This is a genomic window from Synechococcus sp. R6-5, assembly GCF_047461775.1.
Classification (GTDB): Bacteria; Cyanobacteriota; Cyanobacteriia; order Thermostichales; family Thermostichaceae; genus Thermostichus.
Genome location: NZ_JANSHV010000113.1, coordinates 1 through 14,911, shown reverse-complemented (window position 1 = coordinate 14,911; position 14,911 = coordinate 1). Strand labels below are relative to the sequence as shown.

Genomic DNA, 14,911 nt, shown 5'->3' with positions numbered 1-14,911 from the left:
GTTCGCGTTAGCGGGACGGAGTCCTCAAAGGACGCTCCAAGCAACCCATCATACTCGGTTAGCTAATGGGCAGATGGGATCCCTTTTGGTCAGTCGAGCAACGGGGAAGATTTTTTATAATTGGCAAGGCTAGGGGCCGCGGCTCACCTGGTCACCCATCTGTGAACTCGGAGACTTCTCATGCGTTATTACATGGCCATCGACTCCAATCCCCTAGCCAGTTTGCCGCTGGCTCTGTTTGGGGTGAGCAGCGAGGCGGCCTATGTCGATCTGCTGCAAGACAAGCTCATTGTGCGGGCGGGCAGCCTGTTCAACGAGACGTTCTCCTTGAGCGAGTTGGGGCGAGGGGAGCGCTTTCCCTGGCCCTGGTACTACGGGGTGGGCGTGCGCACCGATTTTCAGGGGATCGTTGGCCCGGTCACCAGCACCCAAGGGGTAATTGCCATTCCACTGGTGCAGGAAAAGCCTCTTTTTATTCCGTTGCTGGGGCCGGTGGGGCTGCAAGTGCCCTGCAAAAAGCTGGTCTTCAGCCTCAAAGATCCAGACACCTTCCTGGCCAACTTCAATCAGGGTCGCCCAGAGGTGAACGCCGGCCCGAAGAGTGTGGTGATTGAGTAGATGGGGATCCCTGTGAAACCTGAGAGACGGCGGCCTGTCAAGAGCCTACAGAGATCCCCCAGGGGTTGGGGTGACAGGCCCAGAAGCAACGCGGCTTATGCGACGCAAGCCCGGCAAGCCGGCATCCACCACCACCACACTGCCATCCGCTAAGACTACCAAGCCGGCAGGCTGCTCAAACCGGGCTGCCGAGGTGGGGCCATCCTGCCAGCCGGGCTGATTCTGTCCGGCCAAGGTGGAAACTTGTCCCCCAGGCTGAAGACGACGAATGCGATGGTTGTCTCGGTCTGCCACCCAGAGGTTGCCTGCCGCATCGAAGGCCAGCCCCCCCAGGGTTTGAAAACGGGCCTCTGCCAGGGGGCCATCCCGATAGCCTGGCTCTGCCCCGGAGAGGGTGGTCACTCGTCCGCCAGCAGAGAGCCGGCGCAGGCGATGTCCATCGGCAATCCAGAGGTTCCCCTCCTTATCCACCGCCAGAGCCGTGGGCTGCAGGAGCTGGGCCTGTTCTGCTGGGCCATCGACGGATCCCGGCTGGCCGGTGCCGGCAACCGTGGTCACTTCACCTGCAGGGGTGATGCGGCGGATGCGGCGATTGGCGCGGTCGGCAACGTAGAGGCTGCCATCTGAACCCAAAGCCAGCCCAGATGGCTCCCGGAACTGAGCTCGGTCAAGCCCCCCATCTCGGTATCCGGCTATACAAGTGCCGGCAAAGGTGCTCACCTGTCGTTGCAGGTTGATATAGCGCAGGCAATGGTTGCCGCTGTCGGCCACCCACAATCCCCCCTTGGGATCCCAGAGCAGCCCCTGTGGGGAGTCAAACTGAGCTTGATTGGCTGCTCCGTCGCGGCGGCCTGCTTGGCCTGTGCCGGCCCAAACTTCCAATTCCCCCTCTGGAGACAGCCGGAAGATGCGGTGCTGGGCTCTATCGGCTAAATAGAAGGCTCCTTCAGGATCCACAGCAATGCCGCTGATTTGCTGCAGGTAGATCCTGGACTCGGTGCCGGTGTTATCAGGGGCGTTGCCGACAGGATCTGCCGCGGGCGAGGTGCGGCCATCCAGCAAAGTTTCCACCACCCAGGCCGATGCTGCCGGAGCAGTGGGGGTGGGAGAGGGGCTGGGGGAAGGAGTAGCGGCAGGCCAATCGTAGACCAGAGTGCCCAACCCTTGCCCGGAAGCATCCGCAACAGCAACCCAAACTGAGCCGGAAAGAGAAGAAGGCGGCATCACCACCAAACGGTCACCGCTGCGGGAGCGAATTTCCCCCCTCAGGATGCGCTCGGGATTGGCTGCTGCAGCAAAGAGAACTGTTTCCACCCGCTCCAAATTTTCCCCTGAGAGCAGCAACGGCTGGCCAAGGGTGGGCGCTGCCGAGCTGGTGTGCAGCAGCGGTACCCCCACCTCAGAGAGCACCAACATCGAAAGGCGGCGCTGGCGCTCTGTGTCTTGGGGAGGACGATTGACACTGCCAGAACTCCCAGAGCGGGCAGAAAGGGTCAGGGATCCCTTCCCCTGCGCCAGAGTGGTGGATCCCCGATAGGCGATGGCGCTGAGCTCCGCTTCCCCGGCGGGAGGATTGGTGAAGGTGAAAGTGGCCGGTTGCCCCGGGCGCAGAGGGGCAGTGGCGGTTTGGCGATAGGTGCCCAGGGTAATGCTCAGGTCGATCCCTTCCACCCCCGGCCAGGTGGGAGTGCGGGCCAGCCAGCGATCCACCTCTGAGGCCGGTAGCTGGGCCACCAGATCGGATCCCTGTTCCTGGAGCAGCAGAACGATGCGGTTGCTGGGCACCGACAAGCCGGACTGGCGGGCTTGCTCAAAAGTGAGAGAAAGCGGGGAGGGAGGGAGAGGAGTTGGAGTTAAAACCGGCTGTAGGGCCGCAGGGGGAACAACGCTGGGAGACAGACTAGAAGAAGAAAGCTCGCCACAGCCCGAGAGAGCCAGCACCAAGGCACTCAGCGCAGGCCAAGGTAGCGGTGTCAGGGAAGCCCGTCGTGGCATGATGCAGCTCATCCCCTCCCACAAACTGGGAAATGGCGGAAACCCAAACCCCCACGCTTACCTTCATCAGCGTACAAACCGGCGAGAATTGCCCAGCACCCTCTCTGCCGCAGGAGCCACCTCGACCAATGCCTTGGCCCCTGAACCGCATTCCTATTCATGACCAACCATCCTCACCCGCAGGTGAGTCGCACTCCTCACTCCATCTATCCTTACTCAAATCCCCACCGAAAGACCAGATAGCAGTTTCAGCGGCCAGGAAATCATCCAGGCCATAGCGGTAGCGCTGTAAGTCGATGCTGCCCGCGTTCGCCCGGTTCGGCTATAGAGTGGGGACAGGCCACTCTCGCGGATGAATCAAGTAGACGGTACCCCCGGAGTGCTCCAGCCACAACGACTCTAGCTGTTCGCGGCGGTAGGTACGGCGAACCTCTTCGTTGGTTTTGGCCGCCGGATCGTGGAGGATGGGATCCCCGTGGCTAAACTGCTCCGCACCGCTGCCGCGAGCAAACCCCACCAGCACCGCCAGATGGCCGTTGCTTCTGGGAATTGGCGCCCCTTCCAGTTCTCCCTCGCCCCAGGCATAGCTGAGGACCACCGGAACCCCTGCCGCGATCCAGGCTTCTGCTTGGGCCAAGCTCTCCAGCCGCGCCACCACGCCGGACAAACCCTGCTCGGCAGCATGGGCGACGTTGAAAGCCCAGTTGCCATGGCCCTGGTAAACCCGGTCATACACACCGGCCACTGCTGCGCGCACCAACACCTCACAGGGACGGGGATCCCGCTTCCAGTAGGCCATCACCATCGCCAAAGAGGTGGGGCTACACCAGACCTCTCCCCCATCGGGGTACACCATCTGGGAGCACCAAGGCAGATCCAAGATTTTGCCCCAGCGGCTGGGATCCCCAGGGGATAGGCGGCTGGGCCTGACCGGCTCGTTGGAAATGGCAACTGCCACCTGATCCACAACGGCAGAACGGCCTGGCTCTTGCGTGAACAGGCGCACCCTGACCTGGAAGGCTTCTGCTCCGTTGAGGGTATCCTTGAGCACCAGCAAGTCCGTGTACAGGTTGCCATCCTCATCCCCTTGTCCTTGCACTGAGTGGCTGGCCAGAGTCAAGGGATCCGCAGCCCATACCCCGCCGTGATACCACTTTGTCCAGCGGTCTGAAAGCTTGGCCCGAATCCACAGTTCCAACCAGGTGCCGGGGGGCGTGGTGGCATTCCAGGAAGCGATTGCCCCGACCATAGGGAAGCTGGTGGGGACTGCTGGGCTGGTGGCTTCTCCCACCCAGTAGGGGCCAAGGGGATAGAAAGGGCGCCCCCGTTCGCGTAAGCGGTGCGGAGCATTATCGCGTAAGCGGGACGGAGTCCTTAGCGCCACCTCAGGCTCTTCAAGGCTGACTTCTTGCCGCAAACCCTCTGGATCCAAGACCAATTGCCCTCGGGCGTTCAGGCGGATCCCTTGGGTTGACCAGTCCTGAAACCCCTGAGCTTCTCCCGCCCGCCAGCGCTGAAACCCGGTGCGATAGGTGAAGTGGGTCTGGGCTTGCATCGTCAAGAGTCCTGGAAAAGTTGGAACAGGCTGGGCCAACGCGGGCAACCCCAGCAAGAGCAGCACAACCCCGCTGACCAGCCCAGGCAGCCCCTGCCGATAGCCACTGCCTTCTGCGAGCATTGTCCGCCTGCCCCCACTAATAGCGCGACACCGCCGGATGTCCACCAATGTACCAGCGCCAGGGGATCTCGGCTCCTTGGGTGATGCCGATGCGGGTGGTTTGGACGATGGACAACTGCGTTTGCCAAGAGGGGGATCCCTCCAGCCAAATGCCTTCCTGGCCGGCTTCCGCCCGCTCTAGCCGCCAGCCGTTGTGGGATCCGTCGATGCGCAGTGCTTGACAGAGCAGGCCCGGCCCCGCCGCCGCCCGTGCTGGCTGATTCTGTTTGTTGGCCGGGATCCAGTCTGGCAGGCGATCCAACTGAGCTGCCCGGATCAGAACCGCCGCCGGGATCCCTTCTGGCTCGGTAACGATATTTAGACAGTGGTAGAGGCCGTAGATGCGATAGATGTAGAGATGCCCTGGCGGGCCAAACATGACCTGGTTGCGTTGGGTCTTGCGGCGGTAGGCATGGCAGGCCGGATCCCCAGCCGTGTAGGCCTCCGTCTCTACGATCTGGGCCCGCACCTGCAGCCCATCGGCAAATTGCCGCACCAGAACCATGCCCAGCAAGGCAGGTGCCACCAGCGGGGCCGGCTGGCTCAACCACTCCACAGCGTCCACGGCAGGCTTGGCAGCCCTCAGCCCCCAGCAACAGCAGGGACGATGCTCACCTCATCCCCATCTTGCAGAGGGGTGTCACATCCCTTGAGGAAGCGAATGTCTTCGCTGTTCACATAAAAGTTGACGAAGCGGCGCAATTCCCCCTTCTCATCGCACAGCCGCGCCTTAATCCCCGGACAGCGTTGTTCCAAAGCATCCAACAATTCGCGGATGGTGGATCCCTCGCAATTCACCACCCCCTGATCCTGGGTGAGCGCCCGCAGCGTGTTGGGAATCAGCACCTTGACTGCCATAGCCCAATGCCTCGTCCATTAACCAACATCAAAAAACTAGGGTAGCAGCACCCCATCGATGCCGTGAATCACGCCGTTGGAAACTGGAATATCCGCCAGGTTCACGTTAGCCCCGTTGACCCGGATGCTGCCATCGGATCCCACCTGCACCTGCAGCGGCAGCCCTGCCAAGGTGGTCAGAGTGGTCGATTGGCCGGGCCGCAGGTCAAACGAGGTAATCCGCCCCGGCACCACATGATACGTGAGAATGCGGGTGAGCTGAGCCCGGCTGGCCGGCTGCAACAGCGTCTCCACCGTACCCGGCGGCAGTTGCCCAAAGGCCACATCGGAAGGGGCAAAGACCGTGAACGGCCCCGGCCCTGCCAACGCCGTATTCAGGCCCGTCGCCCGCAAAGCTGCCGCCAGCGTCGAGTAGCTGCTGGGCAAAGTTTCCAGCTCAACGGCAATGGTGTTTAGCCCTTGAGGCTGGGCCGCAGGAGCAAAGACAAGCGGGGCCACTACAGCCGCCACCGGGATCCAACGGCGAACAAGGCGCTGAACAGAAGGAAAGATAGGCATCGTGCAAAGCTCCTGAGCCAATAGGTCTACGCCAGGGATCTTAACAGTTCTTCATTAAGATCCTGTTAAGAGGCAGTGGAGAGGGTCTTCCCTGCAAACCGAGTTCATACTGATGCCTCTTGCCAGTCCAGCCGCTCTAGGGTGCGGGCGCGCTCCAAAGCCTGTTCAAAGCTCTCCAGCTTGGGCGAGATCACCAGAGGATGGCCTACGTGGGGTTGAACCGCCTCCTGGGTCTTCAGGCCGTTGCCGGTAATGTAGGCTACTGTAACCGCCTCGGGATCAAGTTGGCCGGACTCTGCTAGGCGTTTGAGCACGGCAATGGTGGTGCCGCCGGCGGTTTCGGTGAAGATGCCTTCGGTCTCGGCCAGGAGCTTAATGCCGGCGATGATCTCGGGATCCGTGGCCGTTGCGATCTGCCCACCGGTTCTGCGGGCAATGTCCAGGGCGTAGATCCCGTCGGCAGGGTTGCCGATGGCGATGGATTTGGCGATGGTATTGGGCTTAACAGGGCTGACAAAATCCCGCCCCTCGCGAAACGCCTGGGCAATGGGCGAACATCCCTGCGCCTGGGCGCCGTGGAAGGCGACCGGCTTATCCGCCACCAGCCCCACCTTCACAAACTCCTGGAAGCCTTTATAAACCTTGGTGTACAGGGATCCCGAGGCCAGCGGGATCACTACCTGATCCGGCAGTTGCCAACCCAATTGCTCCGCCACCTCATAGGCCAGGGTTTTGGAGCCTTCCGAGTAGTAGGGGCGCAGGTTGATGTTGACAAAGCCCCAGCCGTAGCGATCCGCCACCTCGGCGCAGAGGCGGTTCACCTGGTCGTAGTTGCCCTCCACCGCCATGACGGTGGGGTTGTAAATCAGGGATCCCAGCACTTTGCCCGCTTCTAAGTCCGCCGGGATGAAGATGGTGCAGTCCAAGCCGGCGTGGGCGGCAATAGCAGCGGTGGAGTTGGCCAGATTGCCCGTGCTGGCGCAGGAAACGGTGGTAAAACCCAGCTCCTTGGCGCGGGTCAGCGCCACCGACACCACCCGATCCTTGAAGCTAAGGGTGGGCATGTTGACGGCATCGTTCTTGATGTAAAGATTTTTTAACCCCAGCCGCCGACCCAGCCGCTCCGCCTTAACCAGCGGGGTCATGCCGGTGCCCACATCGATGGGCTTTTCAGAAGTTACTGGCAGAAAAGGCCGATAGCGCCAGATGGAATGCGGCCCGGCCTGGATGCTCTGACGGCTAACCGTGCGCTTCAGCCAGTCGTAGTCATAAGCCACTTCGAGGGGGCCGAAGCAGAGGTCGCACACGTGCTTGGCGACTGGCTCGTACTCTGCCCCACACTCCCGACAGCGCAAACGGCTGAAGCCCACCTTGGAGCTGTGCAAGGCAGAGGCCAACGGGGAATCGGCAGGGCTGAGCGGGCGTTCGGAAAGAGTTTGGGACATGGGCAGCCTCAAGGTGAAGGAAAGGGTGGGCGCTGGATTGAACTTACCTATCGTTGGGGGGAATCTTATCACCCGCAATCTGCCGCGTCAACTAAACCCGACTAAAATAGTCTGGATTAGATCCGGTTGAGGATAATGGAATCGGTGCTTGGCTCTCTCAGGCGGGCTGTCTGGTGTTTGTATGAGCCGCAACATCCCTTGGGCGACTCTGCCCTTTCCTCTGGGATCCCCTGCTATCGGCAGCCTTGGGGGAGCTGATCCCAGCGCCCTGAGGTCTCTTCAACTCTTCAATCAGGTGACTTAGGCTGGGAACTGAGCCTCTACCCAACTTTATTTCCCAGGGCAACAGAAAACTTTCCCTACTGCTCTGCCTGCCTCAGGCCGGTCGCAAATAACCCTATCCGTTGCCGCCATCGCTAAGCTGGATAAGCGAGCTGAAATAACCTGAAAATTAAAAGACCGGGGATCCCGGCTATTCATTTTGGAATTGCCACCCTATGCTCAGAGTTGGACGGGACAGCATTGATTTTCTCGATCACTACGATGTGGTGGTGGTCGGCGGGGGGCACTCCGGCTGCGAGGCAGCGTTGGCAGCAGCGCGGCTGGGCTGCAACACCCTCATGCTGACATTGAATCTGGACAAGATCGCCTGGCAACCCTGTAACCCTGCCGTCGGCGGCCCGGCCAAATCGCAGCTGGTGCACGAAATCGATGCTCTCGGCGGCGAGATGGGCAAAGTTACCGACCGCACCTATTTGCAAAAGCGGGTGCTCAACCGTTCGCGGGGGCCGGCGGTGTGGGCGCTGCGGGCGCAAACCGACAAAAGGGAATATGCGCGGGTGATGCGCTCGGTGGTGGAAAACCAGCCTAACCTGACGATTCGCGAGGGCACTGTCACCGATTTGGTGTTGGGGCGCAACGACGAGGTGGTGGGCGTGGTCACCCATTTCGGCACCATCTTCGGCTGTCGGGCGGTGATCCTGACCACCGGTACGTTTTTGGGGGGGCGCATCTGGATTGGTCGCCACTGGCAAGCTGCCGGACGGGCAGGGGAATTTGCCGTGGAAGGGCTGACCGACACCCTGCGCCAACTGGGCTTTGAAACGGGCCGGCTGAAAACCGGCACCCCTGCCCGCGTGGATCGGCGCAGCGTGGATTTTTCGGTCATGGAGCGGCAACCGGGGGATCCCGATGTGCGCTGGTTTAGCTTCGACCCCGAGGTGTGGGTGCCAAGGGAGCAGATGGATTGCTACTTGACCCGCACCACCCCAGAGACCCACCGCATCATCCGGGAAAATCTCCACGAAACCCCTGTCTATGGCGGCTGGGTGGAGGCCAAAGGGCCCCGCTACTGCCCCAGCATCGAAGACAAGATTGTCCGCTTTGCCGACAAGGAAAGCCATCAGATTTTTATTGAGCCGGAAGGGCGGGATCTGCCGGAGCTCTACATCCAGGGGTTCTCCACGGGGATGCCTGAGAAAATCCAGATCCAGATGTTGCGCTCCTTGCCTGGCCTGGAGCGGTGCGTCATGCTGCGGCCTGCCTATGCGGTGGAATACGACTATCTGCCGGCCACCCAGCTCTACCCCACTCTGATGACCAAAAAGGTGCAGGGGTTGTTTTGCGCCGGCCAGATCAACGGCACCACCGGCTACGAAGAGGCGGCAGCTCAGGGGCTCATAGCCGGGATCAACGCCGCCCGCCTGGTTCAAGGCAAGCCCCTGGTCACCCTGCCGCGGGAGTCCAGCTACATCGGCACCCTCATCGACGATCTCTGCACCAAAGAACTGCGGGAGCCCTACCGCATGCTCACCAGCCGCTCCGAATACCGCCTCATCCTGCGCTCCGACAATGCCGACCAACGGCTCACCCCCCTGGGGCGAGAATGGGGCTTGATCGATGACCGGCGCTGGGCCCTGTTCCAAGCCAAGCAAGCGCGCATTGCCGCAGAAATCGAGCGCCTGGAAACGCAGCGGGTGAAGGCCCACGACCTGGCCGGCATCCAACTAAGCCAACTGACGGGGCAGGGGATCAAGGGATCCGCCACTCTGGCCGAGATCTTGCGCCGCAACCAGATCCACTACTCCGATCTCCTGGAACTGGGGCTGGGGGATGCGGAGCTGGATCCCTTTGAGCAGGAGGCGGCAGAGATTGCCGTCAAATACAGCGGCTACATCCAGCGGCAGCAGAGCCAAATTGAGCAGGTGAGCAAGCAGTACCACCGCCCTCTGCCCCCCGATCTGGACTACCACTCCATCCCCACCCTCTCCAAAGAGTCGCGGGATAAGCTCTCGGCGGTGCGTCCCCTCACCGTGGGCCAGGCAGCCCGCATTGGCGGTGTCAACCCCGCCGACATCAACGCGCTGCTCATCTACCTTGAGGTGAGGCAACGTCAGAGGGCGGCGGATCCCGTCTGTTCTTCTCTGTGAGCTCCGCCCCCATCCATGTAGAGGGAAGGGATCCCTTCTAGGGGCATGCGCGAGGCTACCCCCAGCTCCAGCGGCGAGACCTCCCCCCGCAGCCAGTGGCAGAGCCCAGCTGCCCCAATCATGGCGGCATTGTCGGTGCAGAGGGCTAGAGGCGGGATCACCACCCGCAACCCCCTTTGCCGGGCTGCTTCTGTGAGGCGGGCCCTCAGCTCCCGATTGGCAGCTACCCCTCCCGTCAGCAGCAGCGTCGAGAGGCCCAGCGCCTCGGCACAGGCCACCGCTTTTTCGGTGAGCACATGGGTCAGACAGGCCTGGAAGCTGGCGGCAATGTCGGCAATGGGCAACTCCTGGCCTTGCTGCTGCAACTGCTGGACTAGGCGCAACACCGCCGTTTTCAGGCCGCTGAAGCTTGTGTCGTAGGGATGATCCACTTTGCCCTCTGGCAGCGGGAACCGCTCTGGATCCCCCTGCTGAGCCCAGCGGTCAATCTGCGGCCCCCCCGGGTAGCCCAGCCCCAACAGCCGCGCCACCTTATCAAATGCCTCGCCGGCAGCATCGTCGCGGGTGCGGCCCACCGTCTGGTAGTCCCCGTAGTCCTTCATCCAAATCAGGCTGGTATGGCCTCCCGATACCAAAAGGCATAGGCAGGGGGGGCGCAAATCGGGCTCTGCCAAGAAGCCGCTGAAGAGATGGCCCTCCAGATGGTGCACCCCGATCAGGGGCTTGTCGTGGAGCAAAGCCAAGGTCTTGGCCCCCATCAGCCCCACCAGCAGGGATCCCACCAGGCCCGGCGCACAAGTTACGGCAATGGCATCTACCTCGGCCACCTCCAATCCGGCCTGCTGCAGAGCAGCCTCTAGCACAAAGGGCAGAGTTTCCACATGCTGCCGTGAGGCCACCTCCGGCACCACGCCCCCGTAGGCCGCATGGAGGTCGATTTGGCTGGCCACCACCGAGCTGAGCTGCCGCGGGGCAAACCCCGGCCAGGCCACATCCGCCGCCACCACAGCCACAGCCGTTTCGTCACAACTGGTTTCGATGGCAAGGACGCGGGGCATGGGAGAGCAAGCTGGGGAAAGGAATAGGAAAGCCTTGGGATCCTTAAATTAAGAATTGTGTGAGCTAAAACTCAGGATCCGTCGGGGCGAGGCGCTCAGGAGTATGATACTAACCGTTTAGTGCCTGTTGCTGCACTTAGCATCCCTTAGCATTTGGACAGATCCTAGACCCCTACCTCAAGGACACATCCTGCTATGCGAACCTTTTTAAGCCTTCTTTTGGCCCTTTGCATCGCGCTTGGCCTCGCCCAATCTGTGCAGGCAGAGCCCTTGATCGGTCTGAAACCTTGCAGCGAAGTTCCCGCTTTTCAGGCTCTGATGAACGAACGCCTGAGCAGCCTAGAGGAGAAGATCCTCAACGCCAGCCCTGCTATGGCCCCTGTTTACCAGCAAAAGCTGGCCCAAACCAGCAAGCGCTTTGAGCGCTACAGCAAGCTGCTCTGCGGCGAAGAGGGCCTGCCCCACCTGGTTACGGATGGTCGGTTGAACCATGCGGGCGAGTTTCTCATCCCCGGTCTGCTCTTCCTGTATATTGCCGGTTGGCTGGGCTGGGCGGGGCGTTCTTACCTGATCGCGGTTCGGGATGAGGATAGCCCCGAAATGAAAGAAAGCCTGATCGATGTACCGCTGGCGCTGCGGTGCTTCCTCACGGCTTTGGCTTGGCCCGCTGCTGCTTTTAAGGAAATTGCCAGCGGCGAAATTCGAGAGCCGGAAGCGGCTGTGCCCATCTCCCCCCGCTGAGGAGCTGAGCCCGGCTTTCTAACTCGATTTATTTAACTTTTGAGAGGCGTCTATGGCTGATTTCACCAAGTTTCTCACCACTGCTCCGGTGGCATTTATCCTGTTTTCCAGCTTTGTTTTTGCCCTGTTCATCGAGATCAATCGCTTCTTCCCCGACATTTTGACGTTCTGAGTGTAGGCCAGGGATCCCCAGCGCAACCTACGCCCGGTGGGATCCCTGCTTTTTTAGGCTTTTTTCCATCCTCCTTTGAACTGGACACAGAGTTGCTGAAATGGTCGAACCCAATGCCGATCCTGCTCCGTTGAATAGGTTGAACATGAATAAGGGATACGTCACCGTCCCTGAGGGAGATCCGCAAATTGGGGATCTCTGGACACCGATCAACCACGCGCCTGTTGTCCGGCTGTTGATCGACTGGCTGCCCATCAACCGACCGGGATTGAGTTCCATTTGGCGGGGCTTGGAAATCGGTATGGCCCACGGCTATTGGCTGGTAGGCCCCTTTGCCAAGCTGGGGCCGCTGCGCAACGAGCCCATCGGTCTGCTGAGCGGCTTTTTGGGAGCCTGTGGCCTGATCTTGATTCTGACGGCGGCCCTTTCTCTCTACGGCACTGTCACTTCGCAGCGCAACATAGGGCCGGTAGGGGGATCCCAATCTTGGAGCGAATTGGCCGCTGGCTTTTTGGTAGGGGGTATGGGGGGGGCGGTCGTCGCCTACCTGCTTTTGCTGAATGCAGATCTCCTTGTCCCCGCATCTTAACTGGAGCTATTGGCCATCCGTTGGATCATCCACAACGTCTTTAATCGCTTCTCGAGCATCCTCGACTCCAAGGTGGGTGGCTGCCTTTGTTTGCTCGGCCTTACCTTCCAGCCTTTCACGCTGATCGCTGGCCAGCTCACCCACAATTTCTTGGATTTTGCTCTCCAGATTCTTGGCAGTAACTCCAACTGGCTTTTCAAGGCTCATAACATCAGCCCCTTAACCGGCTTTGCCCTGTCTACTCGATAGCACCTTTTCTCTCTGGGCCTCGTGATCCAAATCACCTGCAAGGGGGGAAAGAGCGCGAGTCAGGCTAGCAGACCAGAGGAAGCTTGTCTTAGCATGGACTGAATCCTGCAATGAGCCGATGACAGCGGTTCTAGACATTTTTTCTGCCTATCTTTCGTGAGCTGCTGTGAACGATCTGCTGTTCGAGCCCACTTCCGAAAGGCCCTCCTTGGCCGAGATTCGCCGCCTATCGCCCGCAGCCTTGGCCTACTTGGGAGACGCCATTTACGAACTGCATGTGCGGCGGCAACGGCTATTTCCTCCGGATCGACTGGAGCGCTATCATCAGCAGGTGGTGAGGCGGGTGCGCGGCTCGGCTCAGGCTAAGCTGCTGTTGGCCCTGTTGCCCCATCTCAACCCCGAAGAGCAGGAAATTGTCCGCTGGGGTCGCAATGGCTGCGGTCGCCCACCCCGGCATCTGCCTCTGGCCGATTACCAAAACGCCAGCGGCCTGGAAACAGTTCTGGGCTATCTCTACCTGGCCAATCCCGAACGGCTGCGCCATATCCTCGCCCTCACTGATGTTTTGGCTGAGACCCTAGGCGAGTGGGAAGGTTAGGATAGTCTTTCCGTCTTTCCATCTTCCACGCCCATGCCCAAGACTTCTCAGCGCAAACCTGCTTCACGGCTGTCTCGCTCGGGCAAACTGCAGCCGCGAAGGGCAGGGCAATCCGTTAGCAAGCGGGTACAGCGGCCCAAACGCCGAGACGGGGATCCCAAGCTTGCCCTCCGAGAGGCTCCAGTGAAGCCCATCCGTCGCGACGCGCAACGGCAGTGGCCCCAAGGCAAGATGGCTCCTCAACCAGTAGGCGAGCTGGATCCCGGCCTCTCCACTGGCGAGACAGGGATCTTGCCAGGGGAAGTTCAGCCTCAGGCCGACGGGAATCCGGAGACCGAGCTGGAGCAAGAGATTATCTACGGTCGCCAGACAGTACTGGCTGCTTTGAAAAGTCAAGCCACCCTCAATCGGGTTTGGATCTTGCCGAAGTTGCGCTACAGCCCCCAATTTTTGTCTCTGTTGGAAGAAGCCAAAGCGCGGGGCACCGTTATCGACGAAGTGTCTCCAAAGCGGCTGAACGCCCTCACGGCTGGCGCCAACCACCAGGGTATCGCTGCCCAAGCCACGCCTTATCAGTACGTGGCCCTGGAGGATTTGGTGGAAAGAAGCCGGCAGGCCAGCCCCAATCCAGTGCTGGTAGTCCTAGACGGGATCCAGGATCCCCATAACTTGGGAGCCATTGCCCGTAGTGTGGAGGCTTTTGGCATGCAGGGGATGGTGATCCCACAACGGCGGGCAGCAGGGGTAACCTCGACGGTGATGAAGGTAGCGGCGGGAGCCCTCTCCACCTTGCCGGTGGCGCGGGTGGTGAATTTGAATCGGGCTTTGGAATACCTCAAAGAGCAGGGGTTTTGGGTTTATGGCACCACTAGCCGAGGGACTGACCTCATCTATAGAGCCGATTTTCAACGGCCCATTGCCTTGGTGGTGGGATCCGAGGGGGAAGGGATTAGCCTGCTCACACAGCGCCATTGTGACCAACTGCTGTCCATTCCCTTGGCAGGCCGTACTGAAAGCTTGAATGCTTCTGTGGCCGCCGGCATTGCCCTCTACGAAATCCACCGGCAGCGCTCTCCCCACCACCTCAAACGCCCTGAGGTTGATACATTCCTCAACAAATCGTCAATAAAAGTAGTAGAATCTAGGGGATTGCAAAAGGACATCCAATGATTGCTAGACTTGATAATGGGGGATGGATCCCGTGAGCAACCCTTTGGTCAGTCTGTTGGATAAGCTGCGCGGCCTGTCGGTCTGGATCGAGATCACCACCGAGGACTGCACCTACTACTACGGCCCCTTCTCCGATGAAGCTGAGGCGGAGCGGCTCAAAGGCCACTACATCGCCGACCTGCAAAAGGAAGGAGCCAAAAAGATCCAGGCTCTGGTGAAGAAAATGCGCCAGCCACAGTCTCTGACGGTGACCCGTACTCCGTCGGGAGCCCGTTCCTGATGTCTGCTACGGCTTATCAAGTAACCCTTCATCACCGCGGCCAAACCTACCGCTTCCCCGCCTCTGCGGATCAGACGGTTTTACAAGCTGCTCTTGAACACGGGATAGAGCTACCTTCCTCTTGTCAGGCGGGGGTTTGCACCACCTGTGCGGGGCGGCTGAAGTCGGGATCCGTGACTCAGACAGAGGCAATGGGGATTGGCCCAGAACTGCAGGCTCAGGGCTTTGTGCTGCTGTGTGTAGCCTATGCTACCTCCGATTTGGAGGTGGAGACCGATCAAGAGGAAGAGGTTTACCGTTTGCAGTTTGGCTCCTAACCGTGCCGGATTTCTGTTCAGGTCTACTTGTTAGTAGGTGTTGTAGTCATTTCGATTCAAACTAGGACACTGTACCCACAACTAAAACCTTGGTCGCGTCTTCGCGTCAGCGTTGCG

General features: G+C 60.4%; 17 protein-coding genes. 9 read left to right on the top strand and 8 right to left on the bottom strand.

Annotated elements, in window-relative coordinates; genetic code table 11:
* The first annotated feature begins 180 nt into the window (after positions 1-180).
* Positions 181-618: a hypothetical protein gene (locus tag NW818_RS06985; protein ID WP_011434354.1), complete on the top strand. Its 438-nt coding sequence runs from the start codon at positions 181-183 to the stop codon at positions 616-618.
* Between the two features lie 45 nt (positions 619-663).
* On the opposite strand, the gene NW818_RS06980 is transcribed toward NW818_RS06985, so the two are convergent.
* The 6 genes from NW818_RS06980 to thrC all read right to left on the bottom strand — a co-directional run bounded on the left by NW818_RS06980 (position 664) and on the right by thrC (position 7,191).
* Positions 664-2,613 carry an NHL repeat-containing protein gene (locus tag NW818_RS06980; RefSeq protein WP_414424159.1) on the bottom strand — a complete coding sequence of 650 codons (1,950 nt, stop codon included), beginning with the start codon at positions 2,611-2,613 and terminating at the stop codon, positions 664-666.
* A 322-nt stretch (positions 2,614-2,935) separates the two neighbouring features.
* Entirely contained in the window at positions 2,936-4,291 is a 1,356-nt protein-coding gene (locus NW818_RS06975; RefSeq protein ID WP_414424158.1) for a C39 family peptidase, read from the bottom strand.
* Positions 4,292-4,307: 16 nt separating this feature from the next.
* A complete protein-coding gene (locus NW818_RS06970) occupies positions 4,308-4,886 on the bottom strand; it encodes a DNA-3-methyladenine glycosylase (protein ID WP_011434357.1) in 579 nt (192 codons plus the stop codon).
* Between the two features lie 26 nt (positions 4,887-4,912).
* A complete protein-coding gene (locus NW818_RS06965) occupies positions 4,913-5,188 on the bottom strand; it encodes a ubiquitin-like small modifier protein 1 (RefSeq protein ID WP_011434358.1) in 276 nt (91 codons plus the stop codon).
* 36 nt (positions 5,189-5,224) lie between these two features.
* Positions 5,225-5,746, bottom strand: a complete 522-nt coding sequence (locus NW818_RS06960) for a fasciclin domain-containing protein (RefSeq protein WP_414424157.1) — start codon at positions 5,744-5,746, stop codon at positions 5,225-5,227.
* Positions 5,747-5,850: 104 nt separating this feature from the next.
* Complete coding sequence (gene thrC / locus NW818_RS06955; protein WP_414424156.1) at positions 5,851-7,191, bottom strand: threonine synthase; 1,341 nt, start codon at positions 7,189-7,191, stop codon at positions 5,851-5,853.
* Between the two features lie 497 nt (positions 7,192-7,688).
* On the opposite strand from thrC, the gene mnmG reads away from it, so the two are divergent.
* The gene (mnmG, locus tag NW818_RS06950) at positions 7,689-9,620 is read left to right on the top strand and encodes a tRNA uridine-5-carboxymethylaminomethyl(34) synthesis enzyme MnmG (RefSeq protein WP_011434362.1); all 1,932 of its coding nucleotides are present in this window, start codon (positions 7,689-7,691) and stop codon (positions 9,618-9,620) included.
* Here the strand turns inward: mnmG and tsaD are convergent.
* Entirely contained in the window at positions 9,584-10,678 is a 1,095-nt protein-coding gene (gene tsaD / locus NW818_RS06945; RefSeq protein WP_414424155.1) for a tRNA (adenosine(37)-N6)-threonylcarbamoyltransferase complex transferase subunit TsaD, read from the bottom strand. The two genes, mnmG and tsaD, sit on opposite strands and share 37 nt — an antisense overlap.
* Positions 10,679-10,873: 195 nt before the next feature.
* Between tsaD and NW818_RS06940 the strand changes: the two genes are divergently transcribed.
* The 3 genes from NW818_RS06940 (at position 10,874) to NW818_RS06930 (ending at position 12,180) form a co-directional block, all read left to right on the top strand.
* Positions 10,874-11,419: a Photosystem I reaction center subunit III gene (locus tag NW818_RS06940; RefSeq protein WP_414342216.1), complete on the top strand. Its 546-nt coding sequence runs from the start codon at positions 10,874-10,876 to the stop codon at positions 11,417-11,419.
* Between the two features lie 52 nt (positions 11,420-11,471).
* Positions 11,472-11,591 (top strand): photosystem I reaction center subunit IX, encoded by a 120-nt coding sequence (locus tag NW818_RS06935; RefSeq protein WP_011434365.1) that lies wholly within the window; start codon positions 11,472-11,474, stop codon positions 11,589-11,591.
* Between the two features lie 100 nt (positions 11,592-11,691).
* Positions 11,692-12,180 (top strand): photosystem I reaction center protein subunit XI, encoded by a 489-nt coding sequence (locus NW818_RS06930; protein WP_414332284.1) that lies wholly within the window; start codon positions 11,692-11,694, stop codon positions 12,178-12,180.
* A gap of 6 nt (positions 12,181-12,186) precedes the next feature.
* On the opposite strand, the gene NW818_RS06925 is transcribed toward NW818_RS06930, so the two are convergent.
* Positions 12,187-12,387, bottom strand: coding sequence for a CsbD family protein (locus NW818_RS06925; RefSeq protein ID WP_414418741.1), 201 nt, complete (start codon positions 12,385-12,387; stop codon positions 12,187-12,189).
* Between the two features lie 208 nt (positions 12,388-12,595).
* On the opposite strand from NW818_RS06925, the gene NW818_RS06920 reads away from it, so the two are divergent.
* From NW818_RS06920 to NW818_RS06905, 4 genes are read left to right on the top strand one after another with little or no spacing between them, the layout of a single operon-like run.
* Positions 12,596-13,027 carry a ribonuclease III domain-containing protein gene (locus NW818_RS06920; protein WP_011434368.1) on the top strand — a complete coding sequence of 144 codons (432 nt, stop codon included), beginning with the start codon at positions 12,596-12,598 and terminating at the stop codon, positions 13,025-13,027.
* 33 nt (positions 13,028-13,060) lie between these two features.
* Positions 13,061-14,197 carry a 23S rRNA (guanosine(2251)-2'-O)-methyltransferase RlmB gene (gene rlmB / locus NW818_RS06915; RefSeq protein WP_414400106.1) on the top strand — a complete coding sequence of 379 codons (1,137 nt, stop codon included), beginning with the start codon at positions 13,061-13,063 and terminating at the stop codon, positions 14,195-14,197.
* A 22-nt stretch (positions 14,198-14,219) separates the two neighbouring features.
* Complete coding sequence (locus NW818_RS06910; protein WP_011434370.1) at positions 14,220-14,477, top strand: DUF1816 domain-containing protein; 258 nt, start codon at positions 14,220-14,222, stop codon at positions 14,475-14,477.
* Positions 14,477-14,794: a 2Fe-2S iron-sulfur cluster-binding protein gene (locus NW818_RS06905; RefSeq protein ID WP_011434371.1), complete on the top strand. Its 318-nt coding sequence runs from the start codon at positions 14,477-14,479 to the stop codon at positions 14,792-14,794. The genes NW818_RS06910 and NW818_RS06905 overlap by 1 nt, the downstream gene beginning before the upstream one ends.
* Positions 14,795-14,911 lie beyond the last annotated feature (117 nt).

Excerpts from the sequence above, each read along its gene's own strand:
- NW818_RS06985 (WP_011434354.1), top strand. The coding sequence starts at position 181 with ATGCGTTATTACATGGCCATCGACTCCAATCCCCTAGCCAGTTTGCCG.
- NW818_RS06980 (WP_414424159.1), bottom strand. The coding sequence starts at position 2,613 with ATGCCACGACGGGCTTCCCTGACACCGCTACCTTGGCCTGCGCTGAGT.
- NW818_RS06975 (WP_414424158.1), bottom strand. The coding sequence starts at position 4,291 with ATGCTCGCAGAAGGCAGTGGCTATCGGCAGGGGCTGCCTGGGCTGGTC.
- NW818_RS06965 (WP_011434358.1), bottom strand. The coding sequence starts at position 5,188 with ATGGCAGTCAAGGTGCTGATTCCCAACACGCTGCGGGCGCTCACCCAG.
- NW818_RS06960 (WP_414424157.1), bottom strand. The coding sequence starts at position 5,746 with ATGCCTATCTTTCCTTCTGTTCAGCGCCTTGTTCGCCGTTGGATCCCG.
- thrC (WP_414424156.1), bottom strand. The coding sequence starts at position 7,191 with ATGTCCCAAACTCTTTCCGAACGCCCGCTCAGCCCTGCCGATTCCCCG.
- mnmG (WP_011434362.1), top strand. The coding sequence starts at position 7,689 with ATGCTCAGAGTTGGACGGGACAGCATTGATTTTCTCGATCACTACGAT.
- tsaD (WP_414424155.1), bottom strand. The coding sequence starts at position 10,678 with ATGCCCCGCGTCCTTGCCATCGAAACCAGTTGTGACGAAACGGCTGTG.
- NW818_RS06940 (WP_414342216.1), top strand. The coding sequence starts at position 10,874 with ATGCGAACCTTTTTAAGCCTTCTTTTGGCCCTTTGCATCGCGCTTGGC.
- NW818_RS06935 (WP_011434365.1), top strand. The coding sequence starts at position 11,472 with ATGGCTGATTTCACCAAGTTTCTCACCACTGCTCCGGTGGCATTTATC.
- NW818_RS06930 (WP_414332284.1), top strand. The coding sequence starts at position 11,692 with ATGGTCGAACCCAATGCCGATCCTGCTCCGTTGAATAGGTTGAACATG.
- NW818_RS06925 (WP_414418741.1), bottom strand. The coding sequence starts at position 12,387 with ATGAGCCTTGAAAAGCCAGTTGGAGTTACTGCCAAGAATCTGGAGAGC.
- rlmB (WP_414400106.1), top strand. The coding sequence starts at position 13,061 with ATGCCCAAGACTTCTCAGCGCAAACCTGCTTCACGGCTGTCTCGCTCG.
- NW818_RS06910 (WP_011434370.1), top strand. The coding sequence starts at position 14,220 with ATGGATCCCGTGAGCAACCCTTTGGTCAGTCTGTTGGATAAGCTGCGC.
- NW818_RS06905 (WP_011434371.1), top strand. The coding sequence starts at position 14,477 with ATGTCTGCTACGGCTTATCAAGTAACCCTTCATCACCGCGGCCAAACC.